General features: G+C 40.6%; 27 protein-coding genes. 7 read left to right on the top strand and 20 right to left on the bottom strand.

Features of this window, described 5'->3' with window-relative positions; all coding sequences use genetic code 11:
* Window positions 1–5: 5 nt before the first annotated feature.
* From ACWXWT_RS00400 to rpsB, 6 genes are all read right to left on the bottom strand, one after another.
* A complete protein-coding gene (locus tag ACWXWT_RS00400; RefSeq protein ID WP_456039640.1) occupies window positions 6–863 on the bottom strand; it encodes a phosphatidate cytidylyltransferase in 858 nt (285 codons plus the stop codon).
* Between the two features lie 19 nt (window positions 864–882).
* Window positions 883–1,707, bottom strand: a complete 825-nt coding sequence (gene uppS, locus ACWXWT_RS00395; protein ID WP_456039639.1) for a polyprenyl diphosphate synthase — start codon at window positions 1,705–1,707, stop codon at window positions 883–885.
* An 81-nt stretch (window positions 1,708–1,788) separates the two neighbouring features.
* Entirely contained in the window at window positions 1,789–2,331 is a 543-nt protein-coding gene (gene frr, locus ACWXWT_RS00390) for a ribosome recycling factor (protein WP_456039678.1), read from the bottom strand.
* Between the two features lie 134 nt (window positions 2,332–2,465).
* Complete coding sequence (pyrH, locus tag ACWXWT_RS00385; RefSeq protein ID WP_456039638.1) at window positions 2,466–3,203, bottom strand: UMP kinase; 738 nt, start codon at window positions 3,201–3,203, stop codon at window positions 2,466–2,468.
* A 68-nt stretch (window positions 3,204–3,271) separates the two neighbouring features.
* Window positions 3,272–4,123 (bottom strand): translation elongation factor Ts, encoded by an 852-nt coding sequence (tsf, locus tag ACWXWT_RS00380; RefSeq protein ID WP_456039637.1) that lies wholly within the window; start codon window positions 4,121–4,123, stop codon window positions 3,272–3,274.
* Window positions 4,124–4,240: 117 nt separating this feature from the next.
* Entirely contained in the window at window positions 4,241–4,969 is a 729-nt protein-coding gene (rpsB, locus tag ACWXWT_RS00375; RefSeq protein WP_456039636.1) for a 30S ribosomal protein S2, read from the bottom strand.
* A 354-nt stretch (window positions 4,970–5,323) separates the two neighbouring features.
* On the opposite strand from rpsB, the gene map reads away from it, so the two are divergent.
* Genes map through dapD form a run of 3 tightly spaced genes read left to right on the top strand, consistent with a single transcriptional unit; the run spans window position 5,324 to window position 9,598 of the window.
* On the top strand, window positions 5,324–6,121 hold the full coding sequence (gene map / locus ACWXWT_RS00370; protein WP_456039635.1) for a type I methionyl aminopeptidase: 798 nt from the start codon (window positions 5,324–5,326) through the stop codon (window positions 6,119–6,121).
* Between the two features lie 27 nt (window positions 6,122–6,148).
* A complete protein-coding gene (glnD, locus tag ACWXWT_RS00365) occupies window positions 6,149–8,722 on the top strand; it encodes a bifunctional uridylyltransferase/uridylyl-removing protein GlnD (RefSeq protein WP_456039634.1) in 2,574 nt (857 codons plus the stop codon).
* Window positions 8,723–8,773: 51 nt separating this feature from the next.
* Complete coding sequence (dapD, locus tag ACWXWT_RS00360) at window positions 8,774–9,598, top strand: 2,3,4,5-tetrahydropyridine-2,6-dicarboxylate N-succinyltransferase (protein WP_456039633.1); 825 nt, start codon at window positions 8,774–8,776, stop codon at window positions 9,596–9,598.
* Window positions 9,599–9,714: 116 nt separating this feature from the next.
* On the opposite strand, the gene ACWXWT_RS00355 is transcribed toward dapD, so the two are convergent.
* From ACWXWT_RS00355 to ACWXWT_RS00340, 4 genes are all read right to left on the bottom strand, one after another.
* Window positions 9,715–11,610, bottom strand: coding sequence for an HD domain-containing phosphohydrolase (locus ACWXWT_RS00355; RefSeq protein WP_456039632.1), 1,896 nt, complete (start codon window positions 11,608–11,610; stop codon window positions 9,715–9,717).
* A 170-nt stretch (window positions 11,611–11,780) separates the two neighbouring features.
* Window positions 11,781–12,614, bottom strand: a complete 834-nt coding sequence (gene purU, locus ACWXWT_RS00350; protein WP_456039677.1) for a formyltetrahydrofolate deformylase — start codon at window positions 12,612–12,614, stop codon at window positions 11,781–11,783.
* Between the two features lie 234 nt (window positions 12,615–12,848).
* Window positions 12,849–14,327 carry a PTS transporter subunit EIIC gene (locus ACWXWT_RS00345; protein ID WP_456039631.1) on the bottom strand — a complete coding sequence of 493 codons (1,479 nt, stop codon included), beginning with the start codon at window positions 14,325–14,327 and terminating at the stop codon, window positions 12,849–12,851.
* Window positions 14,279–14,743, bottom strand: coding sequence for a flavodoxin (locus tag ACWXWT_RS00340; RefSeq protein ID WP_456039630.1), 465 nt, complete (start codon window positions 14,741–14,743; stop codon window positions 14,279–14,281). The genes ACWXWT_RS00345 and ACWXWT_RS00340 overlap by 49 nt, the downstream gene beginning before the upstream one ends.
* 168 nt (window positions 14,744–14,911) lie before the next feature.
* On the opposite strand from ACWXWT_RS00340, the gene ACWXWT_RS00335 reads away from it, so the two are divergent.
* Complete coding sequence (locus tag ACWXWT_RS00335) at window positions 14,912–15,073, top strand: hypothetical protein (protein WP_456039629.1); 162 nt, start codon at window positions 14,912–14,914, stop codon at window positions 15,071–15,073.
* Here the strand turns inward: ACWXWT_RS00335 and truC are convergent.
* Window positions 15,070–15,954, bottom strand: coding sequence for a tRNA pseudouridine(65) synthase TruC (gene truC, locus ACWXWT_RS00330; RefSeq protein ID WP_456039628.1), 885 nt, complete (start codon window positions 15,952–15,954; stop codon window positions 15,070–15,072). The two genes, ACWXWT_RS00335 and truC, sit on opposite strands and share 4 nt — an antisense overlap.
* 102 nt (window positions 15,955–16,056) lie before the next feature.
* The gene (locus ACWXWT_RS00325) at window positions 16,057–16,419 is read right to left on the bottom strand and encodes a YqcC family protein (RefSeq protein ID WP_456039627.1); all 363 of its coding nucleotides are present in this window, start codon (window positions 16,417–16,419) and stop codon (window positions 16,057–16,059) included.
* A 48-nt stretch (window positions 16,420–16,467) separates the two neighbouring features.
* Here ACWXWT_RS00325 and ACWXWT_RS00320 point away from each other — a divergent pair, with 48 nt between their 5' ends.
* Both ACWXWT_RS00320 and ACWXWT_RS00315 read left to right on the top strand, forming a co-directional pair.
* Window positions 16,468–17,481 (top strand): DUF3549 family protein, encoded by a 1,014-nt coding sequence (locus ACWXWT_RS00320; protein WP_456039626.1) that lies wholly within the window; start codon window positions 16,468–16,470, stop codon window positions 17,479–17,481.
* Complete coding sequence (locus tag ACWXWT_RS00315; protein WP_456039625.1) at window positions 17,478–17,864, top strand: DUF3301 domain-containing protein; 387 nt, start codon at window positions 17,478–17,480, stop codon at window positions 17,862–17,864. The genes ACWXWT_RS00320 and ACWXWT_RS00315 overlap by 4 nt, the downstream gene beginning before the upstream one ends.
* Before the next feature lie 1,416 nt (window positions 17,865–19,280).
* Here ACWXWT_RS00315 and ACWXWT_RS00310 read toward each other — a convergent pair.
* From ACWXWT_RS00310 to ACWXWT_RS00275, 8 genes are all read right to left on the bottom strand, one after another.
* Window positions 19,281–20,669 carry an ABC transporter ATP-binding protein gene (locus ACWXWT_RS00310; RefSeq protein ID WP_456039624.1) on the bottom strand — a complete coding sequence of 463 codons (1,389 nt, stop codon included), beginning with the start codon at window positions 20,667–20,669 and terminating at the stop codon, window positions 19,281–19,283.
* Window positions 20,666–21,466, bottom strand: coding sequence for an ABC transporter permease (locus tag ACWXWT_RS00305; RefSeq protein ID WP_456039623.1), 801 nt, complete (start codon window positions 21,464–21,466; stop codon window positions 20,666–20,668). The genes ACWXWT_RS00310 and ACWXWT_RS00305 overlap by 4 nt, the downstream gene beginning before the upstream one ends.
* Complete coding sequence (locus ACWXWT_RS00300; RefSeq protein ID WP_456039622.1) at window positions 21,463–22,398, bottom strand: ABC transporter permease; 936 nt, start codon at window positions 22,396–22,398, stop codon at window positions 21,463–21,465. Before ACWXWT_RS00300 ends, ACWXWT_RS00305 begins: the two co-directional genes overlap by 4 nt.
* A complete protein-coding gene (locus ACWXWT_RS00295) occupies window positions 22,395–23,843 on the bottom strand; it encodes an ABC transporter substrate-binding protein (RefSeq protein WP_456039621.1) in 1,449 nt (482 codons plus the stop codon). Before ACWXWT_RS00295 ends, ACWXWT_RS00300 begins: the two co-directional genes overlap by 4 nt.
* A gap of 306 nt (window positions 23,844–24,149) precedes the next feature.
* Window positions 24,150–24,515 carry a cupin domain-containing protein gene (locus ACWXWT_RS00290; protein ID WP_456039620.1) on the bottom strand — a complete coding sequence of 122 codons (366 nt, stop codon included), beginning with the start codon at window positions 24,513–24,515 and terminating at the stop codon, window positions 24,150–24,152.
* A gap of 340 nt (window positions 24,516–24,855) precedes the next feature.
* On the bottom strand, window positions 24,856–25,020 hold the full coding sequence (locus ACWXWT_RS00285; RefSeq protein ID WP_456039619.1) for a hypothetical protein: 165 nt from the start codon (window positions 25,018–25,020) through the stop codon (window positions 24,856–24,858).
* A 286-nt stretch (window positions 25,021–25,306) separates the two neighbouring features.
* On the bottom strand, window positions 25,307–25,615 hold the full coding sequence (locus tag ACWXWT_RS00280; protein ID WP_456039618.1) for an Mpo1-like protein: 309 nt from the start codon (window positions 25,613–25,615) through the stop codon (window positions 25,307–25,309).
* A gap of 70 nt (window positions 25,616–25,685) precedes the next feature.
* Window positions 25,686–26,315: a GNAT family N-acetyltransferase gene (locus tag ACWXWT_RS00275; protein ID WP_456039617.1), complete on the bottom strand. Its 630-nt coding sequence runs from the start codon at window positions 26,313–26,315 to the stop codon at window positions 25,686–25,688.
* Between the two features lie 175 nt (window positions 26,316–26,490).
* On the opposite strand from ACWXWT_RS00275, the gene ACWXWT_RS00270 reads away from it, so the two are divergent.
* The gene (locus tag ACWXWT_RS00270) at window positions 26,491–26,721 is read left to right on the top strand and encodes a DUF2789 domain-containing protein (protein WP_456039616.1); all 231 of its coding nucleotides are present in this window, start codon (window positions 26,491–26,493) and stop codon (window positions 26,719–26,721) included.
* Window positions 26,722–26,734: the final 13 nt, after the last annotated feature.

Here is a 26,734-nt window from a genome sequence, read left to right as displayed (position 1 = left end):
TGGCATCACATCCACATTGCAATGTAGATAAAAGTAAACACAGGTAATGCCGCAGTTAGACTATCTATGCGATCTAAAATTCCACCGTGTCCCGGTAAAATAGTACCAGAATCTTTAATGTTAGCAGCACGCTTAAACATACTTTCAGATAAATCACCAAACGCAGACGCTAACGCGGTAATTAATGTGACCACAATAAGCAAACCGAGCTCTTGTTCCGGAGCTACATACATAATACCAGCCACCACAATCATAGTGGTCACTAATCCACCAGCCAGACCTTCTAACGTTTTTGCAGGACTCACACTAGGCATTAGTTTATGTTTACCTAACTTACGACCCGCAAAATAAGCCCCCGTATCGGTAGCCCATACCACTAACAAAACCAAGAACACTAATGCGCCGCCATAATAAGGATGTACATTACTGCTTAAGGATTTAAGCGCAATCAAAGACGTAAAACACGGTATGAGGGTTAACTGTCCAAACATGGATTTTAGCATCGGGCTATTTTTCCATATTTTGGCGCTTTTAGGAAAACTAAACACCAAGGTAATGCTCACTATCCACCAAAATACACCGATAGTGATAATGGCAAGATACATAGGATGTAATTGCCCCTTAAACCACAACACATCGATAGGTACCGCGAGGTTAAGCGCTACCAGTAAAACACCTAATGTGGCCGTAAAAGACCATTGAGTAATATTGCAACTTGGGTCAATAAAACTGCCCCACTCTTTTGCTGCAATTAAAAAAACTGGCACTAACACCCATGCAAAATAATTTGCAGGTAGTAAAAATATTGCCCCGAGTACAATTGGGATTAACCACAATGCTGTTATTATTCGTTGTTTTAGCAAAAACTAACCCTCTTAATATTTATATTGCGCGTATTTCTTCAATTTGACTCCCAGTCAAACCAAAACGGCGCTGCCGACTGGCAAAAATGGCAATAGCATCACGAAATGCTTGCTCATCAAAGTCAGGCCACAGGGTGTCAGTAAACACCAACTCGGCATAAGCGGCCTGCCATAAAATAAAATTACTGATCCGGTAATCACCACCGGTTCGGATCATTAAATCAACTTCGCTCTGATTTTGCATGCACAAATGTTCATTTAATGCGTCTTCGGTCATCTGACTGCTGTTGATTTCACCACTTTTAACTTTTTCGGCTAATTTTTGTGCAGCTTGTAAGATATCCCAACGGCCACCGTAGTTTGCAGCCACATTCAAAATTAGACCAGTGTTGCTCATGGTTTTCTCTTGAGCGGTAGCAATCTGTTTTTGCAAACGAGTTGAAAAACGACTGGTATCACCAATAATATTGAGCTTAACTTGGTTTTTGTCGAGCAGTTTTAATTCTCGCTGTAACACAGTAAAAAACAATTCCATCAACAAGCTGACTTCTTTATCTGGTCGACGCCAGTTTTCACTGGAAAAGGCAAACAAGGTTAATGACTCAATACCAAGCTGACTGGCCGTACTCACAGCACGACGAACCGCTTTAACGCCGGCCTTATGACCAAATACACGCGCTTTACCCTGCAGTTGTGCCCAGCGGCCATTACCATCCATAATAATCGCAACATGCTTTGGCAAAGATTGTTTTACTACATCAGATAATTGTCCAGGCAACGATTGCGAAGTCATGTGCTCCGAATCGGCTTTAGGGTCTGATTCAAACTCAACTGTAGATGACATCTACGACAATCCTTTATAAAAACAAACGCCGTGTAGTATACCCTTACACGGCGTGTTAACTCTAGCGTCTAAGTTGACAGATTATACTTCCATCAACTCTTTTTCTTTTGCAGCGAGAATTTGATCAATGTTTTTAATCGCTGAGTCAGTGTGCTTTTGCACTTCATCTTCACTACGACGGACATCATCCTCTGTACATTCTTTGGCTTTTTCAAGCTTCTTCACTTCGCTGATAACATCACGACGCACGTTACGAATGGCGATACGCCCGTTTTCAGCTTCGTTACGAACAACTTTGATGAAGTCTTTACGGCGCTCTTCTGTTAATGCAGGGAGCGGAATACGTAACGTTGCACCAGCAGACATAGGGTTTAAACCTAGATCAGAACTCATAATGGCTTTTTCTACTGCTTGCACCATTGTTCTATCAAACACGTTAACCGTTAATGTACGCGAATCTTCCACGCCCACGTTTGCCACTTGCTTAAGTGGTGACATAGAACCGTAACAAGCAACTTGAATAGAATCTAATAAACTTGGATGAGCACGACCAGTACGAACTTTTGCCATTTGGTTCTTAGTCACATCTACGCATTTACCCATGCGCTCTTGCGCATCTAACATAATAGTATCAATCACAATAATTTCCTTTTTGTCACAAATTCACGTTTGTTTGAGCATTAGCCTAAGAATGACACATGCGATAAAACCGCTCAAACAGTTAAATTATATAATGTAAATATTTTCTGTGTCTGTGATTAAGCAGGTTGTTTACTGCTAATAATCGTACCTTCTTCTTCACCCATAATCACGCGGCGAAGTGCACCAGGCTTGTTCATATTAAATACAAGAATTGGTATATTGTGATCACGAGCCATAGTAAATGCAGCAAGGTCCATTACTTTTAATTCTGATTCAAGGACTTCGGCATAGCTTAGCGTGTCATATTTAACCGCTTCAGGATTTTTCATCGGGTCAGCAGAGTATACGCCGTCTACTTTAGTCCCTTTTAATACTACTTCTGCTTCAATTTCAATACCGCGTAAACACGCTGCTGAATCGGTTGTGCAAAAAGGATTACCTGTGCCCGCAGCAAAAATCACTACACGACCAGATTTTAATAAGCTAATCGCTTCGGCCCAATTATAGTCGTCACACACACCTTTAAGTGGGATTGCGGACATTAGACGAGCATTAACATATGCACGGTGCAACGCATCACGCATGGCTAAACCATTCATTACGGTTGCTAACATACCCATGTGATCGCCCACTACGCGGTTCATACCAGCTTTTGCTAAGCCTTCACCACGGAACAGATTGCCACCACCAATAACCACACCGACTTGAATGCCGAGTTCAACAAGCTCTTTTACTTCTTGTGCCATACGATCAAGTACTTTAGGGTCAATGCCGAAGCCTTCTTCACCCATTAATGCTTCACCGCTTAATTTAAGCAGAATACGTCTAAACGCTGGTTTTGGATTGGTGCTCATAATTTTCATCCTGATCATAACAAAACCGCAGCGGCTGCTGCGGTCTTAGGGTATTTAGAGAAAAGCGATTAGGCTTTTTTAGTAGCTGCGATTTGTGCTGCAACTTCGGCAGCAAAATCTTCTTCTTTCTTCTCGATACCTTCACCCACTTCTAAACGAATAAAGTTGGTCACTTTAGCGCCTTTCTCTTTAAGAATAGCACCAACAGTTTTCTTAGGTTCCATGATGAAAGCTTGACCAGTAAGAGAGATCTCACCAGTGAACTTCTTCATACGACCAACAACCATCTTTTCAGCGATTTCAGCAGGCTTGCCTTCATTCATCGCGATTTCGATTTGTAGCGCTTGCTCTCTTTCAACAAGATCAGCAGGCACATCTTCAGGGTTAACAAACTCTGGCTTAGATGCAGCTACATGCATTGCGATGTGCTTAAGTGTTTCTTCGTCAGCTTCGCCTGCAACAACAACACCAATACGCTCACCGTGACGGTAAGACGCAAGGTTTGAACCATCAATATATTCAACACGACGGATATTGATGTTTTCGCCAATTTTAGTCACAAGTGCAACACGTGTGTCTTCAAACTGTGCTTTTAAGTCTTCAATTGTCACTTTAGATGCTGCAGCAACATCTAACACTGCGTTAGCGAATGCTAAGAAGTTTGAATCTTTAGCAACGAAGTCAGTTTGACAGTTAACTTCTAAAAGTGCAGCGAAACCTTCGCCATTCTTGATTAGAATAGTACCGTCTGCAGCGATGTTACCTGCTTTCTTAGCAGCCTTTGCAGCACCGCTCTTACGCATGTTATCAATTGCTAGTTCGATGTCACCGTCAGTTTCTGTCAGTGCATTCTTACAGTCCATCATGCCAGCGCCAGTGCGGTCACGAAGTTCTTTAACTTGGGCAGCAGTAATTGCCATTGTTAAATCCTCTAATTTAATTCGTCTAATTTTGCATTTATAAAACAGGGGCCCAAAGGCCCCTGTTCACCAATTATCTTATTGGCAAATAAGGGGGATGCTGAGCATCACACCTTATTAAACAGCTTCTACGAAACCGTCTTGCTCAGCTTGAACAGCTAAATCTTGACCACGGCCAGCATTAGCAGCTGCAGCAACAGAAGAAGTGTACAAACGGATAGCACGCATCGCATCGTCGTTACCAGGAACGATGTAGTTAACACCGTCTGGAGCAGAGTTAGTATCAACAACTGCAACAACTGGGATACCTAGGTTGTTTGCTTCTTTAATAGCGATATGCTCATGGTCAGCACCGATAACGAATAATACGTCAGGTAAACCGCCCATGTTCTTGATTCCGCCTAAAGACTTTTCTAACTTGTCTAATTCGCGTGAACGCATTAACGCTTCTTTCTTAGTAAGCTTGTCGAAAGTACCGTCTACAGACTGGCTTTCTAGCTCTTTAAGACGCTTAATTGACTGACGAACAGTTTTCCAGTTGGTTAACATGCCGCCTAACCAACGGTGATCAACATAGTACTGATCACAAGAAAGTGCAGATTCTTTGATAGCTTCGCCAGCAGCGCGCTTTGTACCTACGAATAATACTTTACCTTTCTTAGAAGCAATATTGCTAATGAAAGCTAACGCTTCGTTGAACATTGGTACAGTGTGCTCAAGGTTGATAATGTGTACACCATTACGAGCACCGAAGATGAAAGGCTTCATCTTAGGATTCCAGTAACGAGTTTGGTGACCGAAGTGAACACCAGCTTGAAGCATGTCGCGCATTGAAACAGTAGTCATTGTATATACCTTTATGTATGTAAGGGGTTAGACCTCCACGCATCCCATGTTTCGACCCTCTAACTTCAATAAGAATTAGAAAGCACCCCGAAAAATGTGTCGATACGTGTGTGATTTAGTATTTAAGTTAATTGCCATGTATAATGGCCGCCATATTTTACGGTTTACCGAACTAACATGTGAATTCAGCCTTAAAAAGCGGTATCACACATTGAATTAACTCGAACCGTACAACAACGATCTTATACATAACGGCGCGCTTTATACCATAAACGGCAGCTAAATACAAATTTTTGCTATAACATCCTTGGGTAAAACGGGCCAATTTTGACCGCCAAAAGATAGAGAGTTTTCATGAGTATTGTGATTAAAAATGCAGACGAAATAGAAAAAATGCGTGTCGCTGGTAAGTTAGCAGCACAGGTATTGGAAATGATAGCCCCCCATGTGAAGGCTGGGGTCACCACAAATGAATTGAACGACCTTTGTGCCAAATACACTGAAGATCAAGGTGCTATTTCTGCACCACTCAATTATCACGGTTTTCCAAAGTCAATTTGCACCTCTGTTAACGAGGTGGTCTGTCATGGTATTCCTTGTGATTACGCCTTAAAAGATGGCGACATGATTAACCTAGATATTACGGTTATTAAAAACGGATATCATGGTGATACATCTAAAATGTTTTTAATTGGTGACGTTAGCCCAAAAGACAAACGTTTAAGTCGCATTGCTCAAGAAAGCTTATATTTAGCCATTCGTAAAGTGCGCCCTGGTTTAAAATTAGGCGAAATTGGTACGACCATCGAAAAATTCATCAAAGCCAGTAAAACAGGACTTGATAAGTACTCTATCGTGCAAGATTATTGTGGACATGGTATCGGCTCAGGTTTCCATGAAGAGCCACAAGTCGTACATTATAAAAATAACGACAAAACCATACTAAGACCTGGTATGTGCTTTACGATTGAGCCGATGATCAATGCGGGTCGACATACAACGGTTTTAGATAAAAACGATAATTGGACGGTGACCACATCAGACGGTAAAAATTCTGCACAATGGGAACACACGTTATTAGTGACCGAAACGGGTGTAGAAATCTTAACGTTACGTGATGAAGAAGATTTTCCACGTATCATAAACCACTAAATCTTTAAGAAGTAAATAAGGATATCAATGAATACTGCGTTGGCGGCTAAAAATGCATTAATTGACTTAAACCAGCGCTTAGTTGAGCAGTTCACAGCAAAACGTCCTATTGCTGATATTGTTAAACACCGTAGTCAATTTGTTGATTCCTTACTCTCCGAAACATGGCGCGATTTTGGCCTTAATAATGGCCATTTAACCTTGGTTGCTGTTGGTGGTTATGGTCGAGGCGAACTCCATCCTTATTCAGATATTGACTTGTTGTTTTTGGTAGACGATGAACCGCTATCAACAGAAACTGAAACTCAATTAAGCCAATTTATTACCTATCTTTGGGATACAGGCCTTGAAATAGGTCACAGTGTGCGCACAATTTCGCAAACCATTGAACAAGGTAAAGCAGACATCACCATTGCCACCAATCTTATTGAAGCAAGATTACTCACCGGCAATGAATATCTGTTTGACGAGCTATACGATGCCATTCGTCAACATGACTTTTGGCCTTCTTATGACTTTTATAATGCCAAAAAAGATGAGCAAACGGCTCGTCACAGTAAAGCCAGTGCCTTCGACTTGGAACCCAACATTAAAACCTGTCCTGGTGGATTACGCGATATCCAAACGATCGCATGGGTCGCGATGCGCCATTTCGACGCGGCCACACTTGAAGAGCTTGTTGAACACGAGTTTTTATCACCAGCAGAATTAGCAGAACTACTAGAATGTCAAAATTTTCTGTGGGAAATACGCTTTGCATTGCACATCACCGCTAACCGTAATGAAAATCGGTTACTATTTGATTTACAGCGCCAAATTGCCAGTCTACTCGGTTATGAAGATGCCACTCAGCTAGCCGTTGAACAAATGATGAAGCGATATTATCGTACAGTGCGCCGCGTGATGGAGCTTAATCAAATGCTACTGCAATTGTTTAAGCGCGCGACATTAGGTCACACTCAAGCATTAGAGATATACCCAATCAGTAATACTTATCAACGTCGCGGACGTTACATTGAAGTGTTAGATGATGATATATTCAGCCAACATAACGAAGAGATATTACGCTTATTTTTACTGGTGGCCAAAAACTCTAACATTCAAGAAATATACGCACCAACATTAAGATTATTGCGTAATACCCGTAGAGCGCTCACCTCCCCTTTGCAAGACAACCCCGCATGTCGAAAAGTGTTTATGGAGATCCTAAAGCATCCTCGTGGGATTGCTGCATTTTCTTTGATGCACCAACACGGTATTTTATCGTCTTACTTACCTGCTTGGCGCAAAATCGAAGGCCAAATGCAGTTTGATTTATTTCATGCCTATACCGTTGATGAACACACCCATAGATTACTGCTTAATATTGATCGATTTTCACAAGCTGAACAAAAAGATGAATTTCCACTAGGCGCCATTTTAATTAACCAATTACCAAAAAAAGGTTTATTAGTACTCGGGGCCATTTTTCATGATATCGCCAAAGGTCGTGGCGGTGATCACAGTAAATTAGGCTCAAAAGATGCCATCGATTTCTGTAAATTACATGGGATGAATGACCATGACGGTCGTTTGGTCGCTTGGTTAGTTGAAAATCACTTAGTCATGTCTGTCACTGCCCAACGCAGAGATATTTCTGATCCCGAAGTGGTAAGCCAGTTTGCAGAGAAAGTACACGATGCTGCGCACTTAAGTTATTTATATTGCCTCACGGTAGCTGACATTTGCGCCACTAATGAAAAAACGTGGAATAACTGGAAAGGCTCCTTGCTACGTGATTTGTATTTTTCAACCCAACGAGTATTGGCTCGGGGTAAAGAAAAACCGATTGATGTCAAAGCGCGTGTTAAAGAGATCCAAGCCAAAGCTAAAAAAGAGCTTATCCGGCGTGGTCTAAAAGAAAAAGATATGGATACACTCTGGTCTCGATTCAAGTCTGATTACTTTTTACGCCATCAGCCAGCCCAAGTTGCTTGGCACGCTGAAGCCATATTAAAACACCATCACGACGAACCATTAGTATTAATGTCTAAACATACAACGCGTGGTGGGACGGAGCTTTTTGTCTATAGCAAAGATAAACCCAAACTGTTTGCCACGGTAATGACCGTTTTAGACAATAAAAACATCAATGTTCATGATGCTAACATCATGACATCAAAAGATAATTACGCATTAGACACCTTTGTTATTTTGGAACAAGATGGCGAACCTATTATTCAATTATCACGTATTCAAAGTATTCGAAAAGCACTCGAAAAAGCCTTAGCCAGTGAAAATCCAAAACTGCCGAAGTTTAGAAAATTAGCACGGATCATGAAACCTTTTAATGTTGCGACTCATGTGAGTTTCTTACCTAGTGCCCGTCATGGTACAAGTATGATGGAATTAATTACTTTAGACACACCCGGCTTATTAGCCAAAGTAGGTGACACCTTTTATCGTTGTAATGTGACATTGTTAGCGGCCAAAATTACCACTATTGGCGAACGTGCAGAAGACTTTTTTATTTTACAAAACCAAAGTGGTGCGGCACTTAATGAGCCACAACAGCAACAATTAGCAGACGCGCTAACACTCGCATTAAAGTCATCTAATTAATGTTAATCTTGAAACACGCTACTTATAATCATTTAACACTGGGAGAAAACAATGGAGGCTTTACGCCAACGCATTGAAGCAGCATTTGAAACACGTCAAGACATCTCACCTTCAAGCGTCGAACCAAGTGTTCGCGCCGATGTTGAAACCGTCATCAATATGCTCGATAAAGGCCAAGCACGAGTTGCTGAAAAAATTGACGGTGAATGGCATGTTCATCAGTGGCTAAAAAAAGCGGTATTACTGTCTTTCCGCATTTTTGATAACGGTGTGATAGAAGGTGGTGACACTAAATATTTCGACAAAGTGCCACAAAAGTTTACCCAATATGACGAGGCTCGTTTTAAAGCTGAAGGCATTCGAGTTGTGCCACCAGCCACAGTTCGTAAAGGTTCATTTATTGGGAAAAATACCGTATTAATGCCATCTTACGTTAACCTAGGTGCCTATGTAGATGAAGGCACAATGGTTGATACATGGGCGACGGTTGGTTCATGTGCCCAGATTGGTAAAAACGTACACTTGTCTGGCGGTGTTGGTATTGGCGGCGTTTTAGAACCATTACAAGCAGGGCCAACCATTATTGAAGACAACTGCTTTATTGGCGCCCGCAGCGAAATCGTTGAAGGTGTGGTAGTTGAAGAAGGCAGTGTAATTTCAATGGGCGTGTACATTGGCCAAAGCACGCGAATTTTTGATCGTGAAACAGGCCAAGTACATTATGGCCGAGTTCCTGCCGGTTCGGTTGTCGTATCAGGTAACTTGCCATCAGCTTGCGGAACATACAGTTTATACGCAGCGATTATTGTTAAAAAGGTCGATGCTAAAACCCGTGGTAAAGTGGGTATTAATGAGTTATTACGTATCGTTGACTAATTTACTGTCAACGATAAAACAAAGAAAAGGCTCCTAGGAGCCTTTTTTTTGTCAAAAATATCGATGTAACACCAAATATGCAAAACAAAATAGGTGTTTTTTTACTACTATCATCTCTATCTATTTAGCAATGCATGCGCCAATATTTTCCACGTTAGCATACCAATGACCTGTTGCTTATCATTATGAACAATCATGTAATTAACATTGATTTTTTCCATCGCCAATTTAGCATCATTCAAAATGGTATGATCGGTAATCATATTGATTTTATGTTGCATCACTTGATGCACTCGCTTGTTAAGTAAGCTCCTATCCGCTGCACGTTCTGCTGCTGTATTTAAAAATGGGCTGTGCCAAAATGCTAAAATATTGTTGTCTATCACACCAATAGGACTACGGTTTCTTTCTGACAATACCACTGCAACATCCATTTGAGCTTTTTTCATCATCGACTCTGCGTGCTCAAGGGTGTGGTATTCCTCAAGAAACACCACTGGCGCTAATGACAAACCACTGACGTATTCCTCTTCCTTAAAATCTTCAACAGCCAAAATATCAAGACAAGTATCAACAATAACCTCATCGTACTCTTTGCCTCTGCCTTTAAGTAACTCTTGGGTTAACACTTCCATTCCAAGTGAAGGTCGATACGGTCGATGACTGAGAATAGAATCTGCAACGTCAGCCACTGCAATGATTTTAGCTTCAAGTATAATGTCATCAGCTTTTAATCCTTTGGGGTAACCAGAGCCATCTATGCGCTCATGATGTTGAAGGATCATTTGCTTGATAGGCCATGGGAACTCCACTTCATCAACGATTAATGCACCATGCTCTGGATGCTGCTTAATTAGACCAAATTCAGCATCACTTAATCTAGCTGGTTTGGATAAAATTTGGCTAGGAATAGCCAGTTTGCCAATATCATGGATTAACGAACCCAGTTTTAACCCTTCCAAAATCTCCGGTGCTAATCCCATTTTTTCGCCGATTAGATAACTTAACTGTGCTACTGACTTTTGATGCCCAGCGGTATACGCATCTTTGAGTTCAAGCGCTTCAGAAATGGCGCCAATGAGCTGAACCAAAATTAATGTCATCTTTTCTTTTTGGGATTTAATAATACTCGACTGCCTTGATACAGCTTTCATGGTGCGAGGCAGCTCTACGCTATGCCATAAAATAGTGGAAAATATCGTCAACGATTTGGCATCAACTTGAGTATAAGGTTTATCGCGATTGCCAACCCCAATAATACCAACCAATTTTTTTCGGTAATGAATGGGGATACATAAATGGTTTTTAAAAGCGAAAAAACCTTCTTTTTGAGTTTTATTGTTAATCAACTCAGTTAAGTCATTGTGAATAACCGCTTTGCGAGTGTTAATGGTTTCAGCCCATATCCCCGTATCAGCACGATATTCCTGCTGTTTAGGGATATCAAAATAATCAGCAACCGATTCATTCCAAGCCGTCTTGGTTATTTGGTTATTTTTTTCGTCAACAATATGTACATAACCGACTTTCGATTGCGTTAACGACAAACCTTGTTTTATCGCGGTAGCAAATACCATATTACCGCTAGCATTAATAACTTCTTCAATCTGATTAAGCCAATCATCACTTGATTGTATCGCTTGGTGATAATCAGGATGTAATTCGGTGAGCCAAGCTTTATCTAACTCGATTTCAACTACTGAAATACACCAGTGTTCATCACTTTCTTCTATTGGGATGATAGTGGCTTGTAACGCACGACCTTTATCATCCACAAAATTGAGAATATGACGACCTTGGCGTTCTTTAAAGTTTATATCGTCTAGTTTTAATGTGGAAAAAGTATTTGAAAGCGGTTGCCTTAAAATAGCAGAGATAGGTTTTTTAACGAATGTATAAAGTGATTCGCTCAGTTTAATCAACTCAAGCCTATTATTAAAAATCCCCCAGCACAGCCCAATACTTTTAGGTAGCTCTGATGGTTTTAAGAAAAAATTAGCTTTCTGTAACATCCTGTCCCCTATTCCCTACTTAAACAGACCGATAAATTCATACCAATTGAATAGAGTATTGGATGATGTCTAATATCGTCATACTGTCATTTACGGGTAATTAATAAAATTAATTTACCTTAAAAATAGCATCATCGGATGTTATATCAAATGATGCATTTCTGTGTTATTTAAAACACAACTGTTTTATTACCGTACACCACAACTTGTTCATTTAATACTAATTGAAGTGCTTTACTTAATACACTTTTTTCAACATCGCGACCATTGTGCGCTAATTCGGCAGCACTAAAGCTGTGATCTACCGAAATGACATCTTGCTTTATAATCGGTCCTTCATCCAAATGATTATTAACAAAATGGGCGGTTGCACCAATAATCTTCACGCCACGATCCCAGGCTTGCTTATAAGGTGAAGCGCCAATAAATGCAGGGAGGAATGAGTGATGAATATTGATAATTTTATCTGCAAATGCTGATACAAACTCAGGGGTTAACACGCGCATATACTTTGCTAATACTACAAAATCAGGATCATACGGTTTAATGACTTTTAGCATGGCTTGTTCGTGCTCTTGGCGATTTAAGCCTTCATGAGTCACATAGTGAAATGGTATGTCAAACTTTTCAGTTAATGGCTGTAATACATCGTAATTACCCACAACGGCAGCAATTTCAACATCAAGACCGCCATAATACGACTTCATTAAAATATCACCCAAGCAGTGGGCTTCTTTTGTCACCATGATCACGATACGTTTTTTACCCATATCGACTAGTTTCATATGATTTTTTGCCGGTAAGACATCACGAAGTTCACTTAACAAACGTTCATCATCAAATTGGCCCTCGAGTTCAGCACGCATAAAAAAGCGCCCTTGGGCATGGTCAACAAATTCAGTGTTTTTAATAATATTTAGCTGATTGGCAAAACACACGCTAGTAATTTTTGCGATTAATCCTTTGGCATCTGCACAATCGGTAATTAATACTTTGCGCTGCAGTTGCTTTGGGTTGGTTTCAATGGATTGATGACTCACGCTTACGACTCCTCTATAACGATTGTCTATTAGTGTGCCATTGAAAAGGAAATTTGGGTGATGTTTTTAATAAAAAATTATCATAAATGCCAAAAAGAGCACAGAGTTCTGGGGCGGTGTATCTTCTGCGGTCAAAACTCACTCAAAATATAGAGAGTGCAATCACTCTAGCGTGTAGTAACGGGTAAACAAACTCCCCTATCGACGTGAATCGAGATACTTTTGTAGCAATTTTCGTAATGATTCAGCTTTGGTGCCATAAACCACTTGAACACCTTTCCCCATAACGACAACACCTTTAGCGCCTAAACGCATCAGTCGCGCTTTATCAATTAAGTTAGCTTGATTAACACTGATACGTAAGCGGGTTAAACAAGCATTTATTTCGACAATATTATCTCGACCGCCTAAAGCTGAAATCATCGATATCAAGCTTTCTTTAGGTTCCGCAGGTGCATCGTTTTGTTCGATTCGCCCAGGCGTTTTTAAATTAAATGCCAAAATACTTGCCCTAAAAATTGCGTAATAAATAATGGCTGTCAGTGGACCCAAGATCCAAATCCAATGGGTGTTGGCAGAGCGGGAAAACAATAAACTGAAATCAACCAGACCATGTGAAAATACTATGCTGTGGTGCACTTCTAACAAAATACACACGCTATAGGCAATACCAGTCAATAATGCATGAACAATAAACAAAATAGGCGCAACAAACATAAATGCAAATTCAATGGGCTCCGTTACTCCCGTTAACCAACTTGCTGTTGCGGCGGAAAGCATAATACCTGCGACGCGATTGCGCTCAGATTTGTCAGTACAGCGCCAAATAGCTAATGCAGCAGCGGGTAACCCCCACATTTTAATAAGGTAGCCCCCAGCAAGATTCCCCGCCAGTGGATCCCCTGCTAAGTAGCGCGCAACCTCACCCCGAACAACTGTTTCTTGATTAATATATTGCCCCACTTCGAGATAAAATGGTGCGTTCCAAATATGATGTAGCCCCAATGGAATCAGCAAACGTTCGACCGTTCCATAAACCCCAAAGGCAATAGCTGGATCTTGATATACAGCCCAATCCGACAGATGTTCAATGATGGTCGACAATGGTGGCCAAACATGAACGAGTAAGTACGCCAACAACATAGACAAGGGGATAACAATTATAGGGGCACTACGACGACCTTCAAAGAATGAAAAAATAGCAGGAAATGTAATATGTTGGCTAATATTGACGGCTAAACATGTTATTGCGCCAACGAGCATTCCACCAGCAATTCCAGTATCAATGGTTTGCATTCCCCATAAAGGCCGAGAAACAAGACCATAAATATTCGTCAGCGCCCCCATCGTCGATAAGAACACCCCAAAACCAAATACGGCTGAAAATGCAGCGATACCTTGATCACGGCAAAAACCAATGGCTATCGCAACACTAAACAGTAAGGGCATCATGGTAAAAACCAGATTACCCACCGCAGACAACACAGTATTTAATTCTGTTGGAATAAAAGGTAACGGATTAACAGTTAACCCCAACATCACCCCTGCGGCAGGTAAAATAGCAATAGGAATAAGCAGAGCCTGACTTAGACGCTGGGCAAATTTAAACCACTGTTGCGAAAAATAACTTACGCTACGTCGACCGAGGTGACGGCTTTGTGCCAACTGGCTATCCATGATTTAGCATCTATTTCGGGCTCCATCGTTTCACAGGCATCAATCTCTAATCGTTCGGTAAGTGGTTGTGCACCTAACTCAATGAGTAATTCATCAAACTGCTTTATTGCTCCGCAAAAGGTTTCATAACTTGAATCGCCTAAGCCAATTAGGCTATATCGTAGTGAGGGTAAATAGGGAGCATTGGATTTAAGCTCATTAAACCATGGCGCGATATCGTCAGGTATATCGCCATGCCCTGTAGTCGATGACACGATAATCAAGAACTCATCTTGAGGAGGTACAAAACCTGATAATTCATTAGGTTGCCAAAGTTTAGCTGTAAAACCTAATTTTGCAATTGTCTTAGTCACTGTTTCTGCAGTAAATTGCGCACTACCATAAACGGTGCCAAAAACAATATTGACCTTTTTCATGGTATACTTTCCCCTTAATTGTAATACGATATAAAATACCTTGAGTCTTAGTAACTTACCTTACTGTATTCTTTTTGTCTCTCACAAGTATCTTTATTAAGTAATTTAAATCGATATGATCAACATCGGTTGATCCAAATAAAACAACGCAATAACGGAATCAAGACGATGCGACAAGTGAGCAGAAAGCGAAAACTAAAATTACAACACAAATTCGCCCACATTCGCCGCAACTATTACTTCCATATAGAACAACAGCAACACGACCCTTTACCTAGTATTCCTGAGTTTGAAAAACTAAAAGCATTGCTTATTAATCGAATGAATTAACATAATATTATACTTTCTTCCGATGATAATTGATCATCGTTCCAGCCAAATGCAGTGAAAACATCTAACCACTGCCGTTCTAATTCTGTTTCTATATGCATTGGTTGTTGAGTCACAGGATGAATAAACTGCAGACTTTTTGCAATCAACCACAAACGATTAATATTAAAATGTTCACGGAAAAACTTATTTTGCTTGCCATCGCCGTGAGTTGTGTCCCCAACGATTGGGTGGCGTAAATGGGCCATATGACGACGTAATTGATGTTTACGGCCAGTCTGAGGACTTAATCTTATCAGCGCATAACGGCTTGTTGGATAACGGCCAGAACTAAAAGGAATTTCGGTATTCAATAACGGTTGAAAGTCAGTCACCGCATCTTGCGCCGCTTTGTTAGGATCAACGTGTTTATCACCTAAATCATCAAACTCTTGCTTAAGAGCATAATCTAACGTGCCAGACTCATGCATGTTGCCTCGAACAATAGCCAAATACAGCTTTTTAATTTGATGTTCAGCAAACTGCTCGCAAAGTAGACGCGCCACTTCACTGGATTTAGCAAATAACAAAACCCCTGATGTAGGTCTATCTAAACGATGCACAGGGAAAACATGACAACCCACAATGTCACGGGTCATTTGCATCGCAAAAAAACGTTCTCTACGAGCAAGATAGCTACGATGAACTAATAAACCAGCAGGCTTATGAATTGCCACAATATGCTCGTCTTCGAATAACACCTCAATATGAGGCGGTTGTTCATCTGACACATGATTATGCTCTATATCTGTCACAGCCGTTTCAATATCGTCAACATTAAGTGGATCATACAACTCATCATTATCTAATGGATATTGTGCCTCGTTATCTTTTGATATCATGTTGTTATCGCTTTAGTTCTCTAGTATTAAAATAAGTTGATTACTGACCCATTGCTCGGGCTAAGAAATGGGTATACGTATGTAAAAATTTGATTAGCAAGCCTAATGCTGATTTAACAGCGAATCAAAACGTCGTAATAAACAAATCACGTCATGATAATGAGCCATATTTTGCCATACTTGCTCAGCCATTGGCGCAAGTGCCATATTCGTTGGTAAAGGATGCTCCTGAACAATTATCTCGGTCATCTTAGGAATAAAAATAAACTGTAACCATTGCTCGAACGCCATGGTATCGCAAGCAAAAGGGGCACTACTGGCTAACGCTAATGTCGTAGGCGGCTGTTCAGACCAAAGCTGACTATCTTTAAGTAGTTGTTCTAATTTAATTAAGTGATTTTGACTGGTTAAATAAAGCATAAACGTTAACGACAATATCGAGGCTATGTCGGAATATGATATCATTTACCCTCTTGAATACCCATCCAACTCGTTTGATTTAGTGAAGATACCATGACCGAAATAACCACCTTAAGCCAATTTCTAACCACAGCAAACACCCAATTTCAAATTTATGATTTAGGCCGTCGGGTTCAGCATATTGATATGTTGGCATTTCACCAAATCGATTCTTTATTGGCACCATATCCCTATCCTATTCAAGGGCATGCACAATTTGCCATCGTGTTTTGGCAACAACAGCAACAGCCGTATATTTGGTTTGTTAAATTACCTTTAGACGAGCAAGGTTTGTTGTCACCTGCGCCACGCACGCAATTTATAAAAATGATACTAGAAGCTCTGGGACGTGATCCAACTCAAGCATTAACTGAGCAACAGCAAGAACAATTGGCTAATCATCCTTTCAGCTTTAAACCCAGTCAACACAAGTTAGCGCTGTTTAATGCTCTCGTTAGATTGCAACTAGGTCAGCCAGCATCAAGTCAATATGAATTTGCTGCACAGTATTTGTCTGGTCAAGCTGCAACCGATTCATGGCCACAATTAGGCTTACAGGGATTAGCTGATATTTGCGTACGCGCACATCAATTTAATCATCTTGATGACATAATAAATGCTCTTGATAACACGCCTATTGAACTTAAAGCGGCACTTTGCCAGTGCTTAGAACACATTAACATTGAAGAACGACTTGCTAAGCAATTATTGAAACAATTCACACAAGCAGACGCCTCTATTAAAGTGATGTATTTAGCGGCATTAGCAGCTAATGTTCAATACAGCATGGCAGCAATTAAACTCTTAAATGAACAACAATTATTAAATGACAACGCACTGATAACCATTGCAGCACGCAACTGGTTAGCTTTAAAAGATGATGTCACTCGTAAACTTTATTTAGAAGCATTAGCAAAACAACCACAGCACTTCTTTAATCAAGTATTTGCTGATATCGTGGCAATACCTAGCTTACGTTCAGGATTGTTAGCAGATTTAAGGCATCCTGACAGAAGTGTACAATTAGCAACCGCTATTGGCGGATTATTCAGAGCAACCAGCCTATGATGAGTGATTTTTTATTAATTGTTGCTTTAGTCGTGGTAGCGGCTTTTTTTTGGCAACTCCGACAAATGGCAGAATTAAGCCGAACGCTTACCGAGCAAGCTTGTAAAAAACAAAACGTTCAACTGCTTGCCATAGCCATGGTCTCTGCACGCCCTAGTATTGGTGGTAATACCGGGATTTGCTGGAAAGCTAAATTTATGTTCGAATTTAGCACCGACGGTATCAACCAATATCGGGGCCATATTTTAATGCATGGTAATCGAGTCACAAAAATTGAATGGCCAATTTTTCCAGAACCAGAATGGATGGATGCCCCGATGGCCAGTGGTAAATTTGGTGGATGTGGCAGTAGTAAAAGTTGTGGTTCAGGCAAATGCCATTAAAGATCTGTATGAGGCTTAATACCAATCTCATTAAATATCTGGTCAGTTCAGATTCTCTCAGGTTTTTCAATTCAAGGCACATTGATGTAGAAATGGTTGTTCCCTTTTAAATCGATGTAACACAGAAGTGGAATACCTGAGAGATTCCATTCTGGCGGGTTTCAAAGTCCTTTATGCTTCGTTAGATGCTTTCAAAATACGACGGCATGGTCTATTTTTTTCCATAAAAAATAACACATTCCCACCATCCATGGCGGTCAGATGCTGGAGGTAGAGTAACGCAGGAGCTTGTTACCGAGGATCACTATTCGCTTCAATCATCTGCCTTGCCTACTGCACTTTGAACTCCCGCTGAAAGATCACATATTTAATAGGATTGGTATAAAAAGCACTGACACAGAAAAATGCCAAAAGAAAGGCCACGACAGTAACTGCCGTGGCCTCTTTTATCTCTTGTTAAGCTTTCCTGCTATAACTGTGCTCCCTGCACCATCCATGCGTATCGCTTGCTTCCTGCTCTATCCTTGTTCAATCCTTGATGTTCCATGTACAGTTAAGTACTTTCCTTCTTACTCGATTATCCTTTGACCGAGCCTGCTCCATCCTGAGCGTGTCCTTATATCATCCATGAAATTCTTAACAACATATCCTGTCGCAAGTCATTTGCGTAGAATCTTGCATCCATTGCACACTATCATCCTGATAATGTTATAAAACTCACTTAATCCGCTGTTGCGTCCATTGAGCAAGTTTAACGTTTCATCCTGAAACTCAATACTGTCCATTATGTCCATATACTCATGGTCATCCGAGACCTCTTTACTGCCTTGTTATGTTCCGTCCTAGGAACGAGATAAATAATAATTCATTTACCTCTACGTAAACAGGTACCTCTAAATGATTAAAAATGCCCACTAAAAACAGGAAATAAAATATACAATTAAATCAATAATTTATACGTGTCAGCGTAATATCCGCTGCCATTTAGGTGATTCGTCTCACACGCTTTGTGAGATATCTCTCACAAAAACGCAAGCTAAAAAGGTAAACAACAAGTTAACCATTAACATTCACGAAACAAATAAACATACTCAACTTACCAATAAGAGCATGTTTTTCCAATCCAACGAACAGCCTTAAAGGTTGGTATTATACCAATCTTATTAAATATGTGATCTTTCAGCGGGAGTTCAAAGTGCTGTAGGCAAGGCAGATGATTGAAGCGAATAGTGATTCTATTTTGAAAGCATCTAACGAAGCATAAAGGACTTTGAAACCCGCCAGAATGGAGTCTCTCAGGTATTCCACTTCTGTGTTAAATCGATTTAAAAGGGAACAACCATTTCTACATCAATGTGCCTTGAATTGAAAAACCTGAGAGACTCTGAACTGACCAGATATTTAATGGGATTGGTATTAACAATACTCTTGAAGATAGATAATGTTGTCACAAACTTTTTTAAGTTGTATTTCATCATGACTTATCAGAATGAGTGCACATTGTTTTTGACGAGCAGCGTTGACGAGTAATAACATAATCTGCTGTGCAGTGATGGGGTCAAGCCTAGACGTAGGCTCATCGGCAACCAGTAATTTGGGAGATAACAACATTGCTCTCAACAACGCTACCCGTTGAAGTTCACCCCCACTTACATCATGACTGCAACGACCTAAAAGCGCGTTAGATAAGTTCAATTGTTGTAACATTGGTGCAATATTTTTAGCGTCCACCCCATGAAGACGAATAACATCCTGAAGTAACGTTTGCAGTGGTACAGCAGAACTAAAACTACTTGGCGGATCTTGATAAAGCTTTAACTTTTGTTGTCGAGAAACCTCTTCATTCCAATGAATTACGCCAGAATGAGGCGCTAACAAGCCAAGTAGTGTATCTCCCAAGGTGCTTTTCCCACAACCGCTGTCACCGTAAAGCCCAATAATTTCACCTTGATGCAAAGTAAATGAAAGATCGCGAAACAGCATTTTACCATTACGTTGTTGTTCTAAATCCTTAACAACAAGTAATGGCTGTTTAACATCATTGTTACCCATGAAAGGCCAATGACAAGGAGATGCTGCAATTAATGCCTTAGTGTATTCTGTACGTGGAGCACCTAAAACCGCTACCGCCTCTCCCTGCTCTAATACCTGCCCATGACGCATCACGATAATTCGACCACCTAATTGCCGTGCTACATCGACATCATGGGTAATAGTGAGAAGGCCACCATCCTTTGTTTGTGCTTGAAGTAGCCGAACAATACTATCTCGTTGACGAGTGTCCAATCCTTTGGTTGGTTCATCAGCTATAATAATACTTGCACCTGCGGCAGTTGCAGCAGCAAAAGCAAGCCTTTGAGCCATGCCGCCGGACAGTTGTGATGGTAGTTTGTGCAACATATCAGTCAGTCCAAGCTTTTCTAACTGTTCCTGTGCAGCATCATTGGCTTGTTGAGAAGACAAGCCCAAAACGTCTTTGTGTACTTCAGCAACTTGTTCATGGCCTTTCATAACAGGATCAAGCGACTGCCAAGGCTCTTGCGGTAACATGGTCAAATAACGCCCCCAATATTGGCGTCGTTGAGAGGCGGTCATTGGTTGATGGTTAAGCGAAATAATGCCTTCATAACTCAAGCTGTGAGACAACGTGCCCATAATCGCATGTGCTAATAAACTTTTACCAGAGCCCGTTTCTCCCAGAATGGTCAAAGGTTCCCCGCGCACAAGCGTCAATGAAAGTGAATGCACCAAGGTATTTGATGCTGAAAAAATATTCAGGTCCTTAATAGTAATAAGTTCATTCATATTTTCTGTCCAGCGAGCAAATTAAAACCCAGCACCATCAACACCATCACACATAAAGGCTGTAACAATACCCATGTTGCTTGGGCAAAATAAGGGAACAGTTCGACAATCATCAATCCTAATTCAGATGTTGGCGGTTTGAGTCCTGCATAAACAAAGCCCGTTGAAGCCATCATTAAAATAGATGTCGCGGCACCAAATACCGCCAATGTCAGGACGTTACCTGAAATAGCTGGCCATATATGGCGGCGGAACAGATACCAACGGCCAAAACCTAACATCATAGAAGATTGCAGTTCAGGGCCATTAATCAAAGGTTGTACTGTTGCTCGTACCACTCGGAAATATTCCACCCAGAGCGTCATTGAAATACCAAGATAAAGCATTAAAAAAGATCCTGGAGACAAGCCTGCAACTAGCAGCACAAGAACTAACCCTGGCAACGACATTACAATGTTAGCAAAAAAATTGATTGTGGCATCAACCCGCGGACGACTCCATGCAGCAATAACCCCTAATGAAATACCCACAAAAGCGGCTGAGGCAACACAGAGAAAACTAAGTCCAAATGATAATCTAATTGCAGCAGCAAGCCGCGCTAGCATATCGCGACCAAACTGATCTGAACCGAATGGAAACTGTTTACTACTGTGAGCAAAGCTATGCTGTAGATGTTGAACATTAGGTTGATCATACCCCAACAAAGGCACAACCCATGCGCTAAGCAACAACATCAACAATATTGCACAGCCAACCCATTGGCTAAGACTAAGACGATTTACAAAATCTCTTATCATGTCGTCTTACTCCTAGGATCTAACAGATAACAACAACTATCTACCAGGGTATTGATCATCACAAATAGCATTCCACAAATCAGTGCGGTGCCCTGTAACATCGGAATATCACGGGAAAATACGGCATGAGAGAGCCCATGACCAATACCAGGCCAAGCAAACAAGCTTTCGACCATGATGACCCCTTCGATTAGCCCCACAAGCTGGATCCCCATAAAAGCGACTACAGGCAAGGCTATATTACGTATCCCATGTCGTTTAAATGCTTGCAGATTACTCAGCCCTTTTATCTTAGAAAATAAATAATAATCACTGCGGATCACGCTAAGCGTACTGTTTCTGATAACTCGACTTGAAAGTGCAGCAAGACTTAGTGCCAGCGTCAATGCCGGTAGCACAAGATGGGGAAATGAATCAAAACCAGCAACCGGAAACCAGTTCAATTTTAACGAAAACAATAAAATTAAAATAAGTCCAAGGCAGAAAACGGGTTGCGATCTGAGTAACGTTGAAAGAAATAATCCGCCGTGATCAATCCATTTATTAGCCTGAAAACCACAAGCAAGCCCCAGGGGTATTGCAATAAGCACTGACAATATTATGGCCGCAAACGCCAATAGTAAGGTATAGCCTAACTGGTGTTGTAGTTCAGTTATTATCGGATTACCGCTCACCAAGCTGGTCCCTAAATTGAATTGCAGCAATTCGCCTAACCAGTGAAAATATTGTAGCCAAGCGGAGTTATTTAATCCTAATTCTTGGCGAACCGCTGCCGCCGCAGAGGCTGTCACAGCGTCCTCTCCATAGCGCCCAGCTGCTATTCTATATCCCATATCACCAGGTAGCATGCGGCTTAACATAAAAGTGATTGTCCCGACACTCCATGCCATCATTAACAATTGAATAAGACGTTTAATTAAGATGTCTTTCACTGCTGCAATTCCATATCTGCGATGTGAAAAGAGCGTTCATATGGATCAAAACTAAATCCATTCACGCGCTTAGCAACTGCAGATTGCTGAACATAGTAGAGTACAGGGATCATCGGTAAGGCATCAGCAAGATGAAGACTCAATTGCTGGGCATCGCTAATGTAATCTGCATCTGCAACCTGTGTTGCATGATCTAGCAACTGAAAAAAAGCAGGATCATTCCAGTTCATTGGCCCCCAACCTCCGCCTTGAGGAGTACTAAAGTCTGCTAGCAGTACCGTCAAAGGATCTGGAATATTGGCAAAATTACGTGCCATTAATGCGGTTTGCAAAGAACCATCCGCATGACTAGAGGGAATCGCACTAGCATTTTCCATTTGCACATTAAGTGTCACACCAAGTTTGGCCCATTGTGCTTGTATTGCTGTAGCAATCACAATGAGCTCGGGTCTATTGGCATATGTCACCATATTGATGTTGAAGTGTTTTCCTTGTTTAAACAGCATCCCTTTACTGTCCAATTGCCACCCTTCATTAGCTAACAACATTTGTGCTTTAGCAATATTCTGATCAGGTACATCCAGAGTAGACACATGCCAATTCCCCATTGCGGGACCAAAAATTTGATTAGCTTCCGAGCCAGGAAGATGCATGATGCCCTCTGCAATGCCTTTACGGTCAATGGACAAGCTTAGCGCTTGGCGTACTTGTGGTGAACACAACAACGGATCGGCAATATTCAACTTAATAAGAATGGTTCTAGGTATTGCCGTTGAATTAACGTTAACCTCAGGTGCATTTTTTAATAACTGAACACTAGCTGGGTCCAAGTTGTAAACAACATCAGCGCTCCCCCCTTGCACCATCAATGCCCGACTTTCAGAACGATGGCCAGTAATATAATTAACGAAAGGAATATGCGCTTTGGTCCCGTAATATTGCTCAAAGCGACTCACATTGGTCATATGAGGCGGCTCAAATTCGCTCATCATATAGGGCCCAGTTCCGAGTAAGTGAATAATCTGATCATTCTCATCGAATGACGCTGGCGCCAAAATTGCGGTGGTATAATTGGTCAGTACCGCAGCAAAAGGACGGTAGGTATGTTTTAGTTTAAATTCAACGGTATGAGGATCGATAGCTGATACTTCTGCGACAAGATGAGTATCAAATGGTGCAGGTTTACTGAGGCCTATTTGCAAACTTTTCACCACTGCGGAAGCATCCATAGGCGTTCCGTCATGAAACACAACATCTTTCCTGAGGAAAAAACGCCATACGTTTGCTTCTTTGTTACTTTCCCAAGCACTGGCTAGCCCAGGTTTCAGCTCACCACTATTGCTCACATCAACTAGGGTTTCAGTAATTTGCAAACGGCTAAAAATATACCCTGCTTTAGCCAAATCCAGGCTAATAGGTTCAAATGGACCACTAATTGTCAGCAAGTCTTGTCTAGGTGGTTGTGTGCATCCATATATAGAGGACAAAAGGACAAAGGAAAGTACGATAAAAGCAATCTTGTTGAGTAAATACTTAATTATGAGCCCCGGGGAAAAGCTAAATTGAATGTCGCTCATTTTTTCCTAAAGCGCATAAAATTACTGCCAAAGAGGTCACATTATTTTGAAATTAGTTAAACAACTCATGTATTTCCACTGTCCATGAGCCATACCCCCTCTCTCACAGAACTTTTTAGACTATGGTTTTAGGCCGAGTTTTAACCTATTTATTGACAAATGTATATTCCATACTCACACCCACACATCATTACTCGCTTTAAGGTCGCTGTCTGCATTCCCCGTATTAACAACCCCCTTTGGCTCAATAATCATAATTTTACATTCATGATCAGCGACAGGTTTATGCTCTTTCCCCATTGGAATAACAAACATTTCACCCGATTCTAACGTGACTTTTCCGTCTCGAAACTCAATCTCTAAAATACCTTCAATGACAATAAATACTTCATCTGTATCAGGGTGATGATGCCAAACAAACTCTCCTGCCACTTTGACTAATTTAAACTGATAATCATTCATTTCTGCAATGACACGAGGGGACCAATGCTCGGTAAATTTAGAAAATTTATCTTTAAAATTAATAGTTTCGAACTGCATGTCAACTCCATATCTTGATTTGTCACTAACAATCCTAAACAATTTAAAAATATAAAGACAGTCTTTATACGCGCACGCTTCTTTATTAGTCTTTTTTGACGTAGAGAACGTATGCCTTCAAAAACAGCCTCAAATAACATTTCCGCTAAAAACAAAAAAGCACAACCTTAAATGATTAAGGTTGTGCCCGTAACGCTTTTGTCAGCAATCCTACTGAAAATTTGCTCCCTGCATCATCCTTGTAAAGATGCTTCCTGCGGTCCTTTCCCTGTGCTCATTTCCCTGATGCTATATTAAACCAAGCTTCTTATGAGTTTAACTCCATTGAACAGTCTATCCATTAACTGAGTGGCCAAACGAGTCCATCCATTGACTTATCCATTCTGCATCCAGCAGTCATTTCCATTTTTCCTTGTGTTGACAAATTAATGTCTTCACTCATCCTTGATTCGGCTATCCATTTACCGAGCTTATGCCCTACACCATGGGCGTGTCCTAGTATCATCCTTGATATTCTTAAGCACCATAATTCTTATTTCTCATCCTAAGAAAACCAAATAATGAAGCGCTTTCGATAACAATATAGTAACTCAAACCTGAAGCCAGAAAAGCCACAAAATGGAACAGATATAATTATTTTACCTATCTAAAAAAACAGCATAAACTTAACACTTTGATTTTAAATAATTAATACACGACAATTTTGCTAAACACTGACAACTTGAGATAAAATACCTTACAGGCTTGTAAGAGATGGCTTACAAAAGTAAGAGCAAGTTAATACTGAGGATTTATTTTCGCCATAAGCGCGATATCATTTGCCCAAACATGACCCAATCGGCTAATAAACTGTATAACGGATAAGTAAATGTGGCAGGTCTGTTTTTTTCAAACATAAAATGCCCTACCCACGCAAAGCCATATCCAACAACAGGTAACCACAGTAGCTGCCACCAATGTTGGTTTATCAGAGTATTGACGACAATCACTAAAATAATACTACTGCCAACGTAGTGTAATCTTCGACATATAGGATCTTGATGTTGCGATAAATAAAATGGATAAAACTCTGCAAATGAAGAATAACGCTTAGATTCCATTACTCACTCCTTGTTAATAACCCCAGCCAATAAATCAACTTGTTGGGTAAGAGGTTATTCTATTATTAGATTATGGATTACTATAAAACAAAATTTCTCCGTCAACGTTACCAATACTAACGGTCGAAATACTGTTAAAACCTTGCTTTGTAAACGCTTGATGATGCAGAGAATTACTAACAAAAACGCCTATTCCATCTAATCCTGGTTGTTCATCACACCAACTCAATACAGCTTGAATTAACTTTGCTCCGAAGCCTTTCTTCTGTTCATTGGGTGATAACGCAATAAATTGTAAAATGCCGCATTTTTGAGATGGCAGATGTTCTAAAATACGTGTTTCTTTTTGCATTAACCCTTGAGTTGATTTCCAACCCGTTCCCATCATCATTTTAAAACGCCAATGCCAATAACGCTCTTCTCCTAAAGGTACTTGTTGGGTAATAACGCACACAACACCAATCAGACGACCATCATCAAATAGGCCTATCAAAGGCTGTTCTTGTTGCCACAATTCATTTAATTCTTCACGAATTGCAGCCCGTAATTTTTGTTCATATTGTTGGTTATCATCTTGTCCAAGTATTTCCATAAAATATGGATCATCATGATAAGCGTTATAAAGAATAGAAGCCGCTACGCGCAAGTCTTCGGCTGTCAGGTACACTGCTCGTAAAGATTCCAAGGTGTTATTATCCATTTTTATTCCTTGTTTATTAACTCTCCAAACTTAACTTAACAAGTTTGAAACATTCTACAAGTTTTGTTTACGCATTAAGCCCATTAAAGGGGTTATCAATTTGAGTCGTTTGCAATTTATCCCGCCAAGACTGATACTAAAATTGTTTATATATTCATCAAGAGGAATACACCGAATGGACACTACATCAAATGATCTAAGCCACTTATTTCAACAATTGGGTTTACCTCATCATCAAGAAAACATTGAAGACTTTGTTAACAAAAATAAACTTGAAAAACACACGCTGATGATTGATGCAGATTGCTGGAATCCAAGCCAAAAAGCATTTTTGAAAGAAGCATTACTAGAAGACGCCCAATGGTCAGAAGTGATTGACCAATTGGACGTAATGATGCGGACTTAAATGTGAGCACTAG

It is taken from the genome of Shewanella sp. A22 (assembly GCF_053850585.1).
Note: the sequence above shows the minus strand (reverse complement) of the source record. Positions and strands in the feature narration are given on the sequence as shown.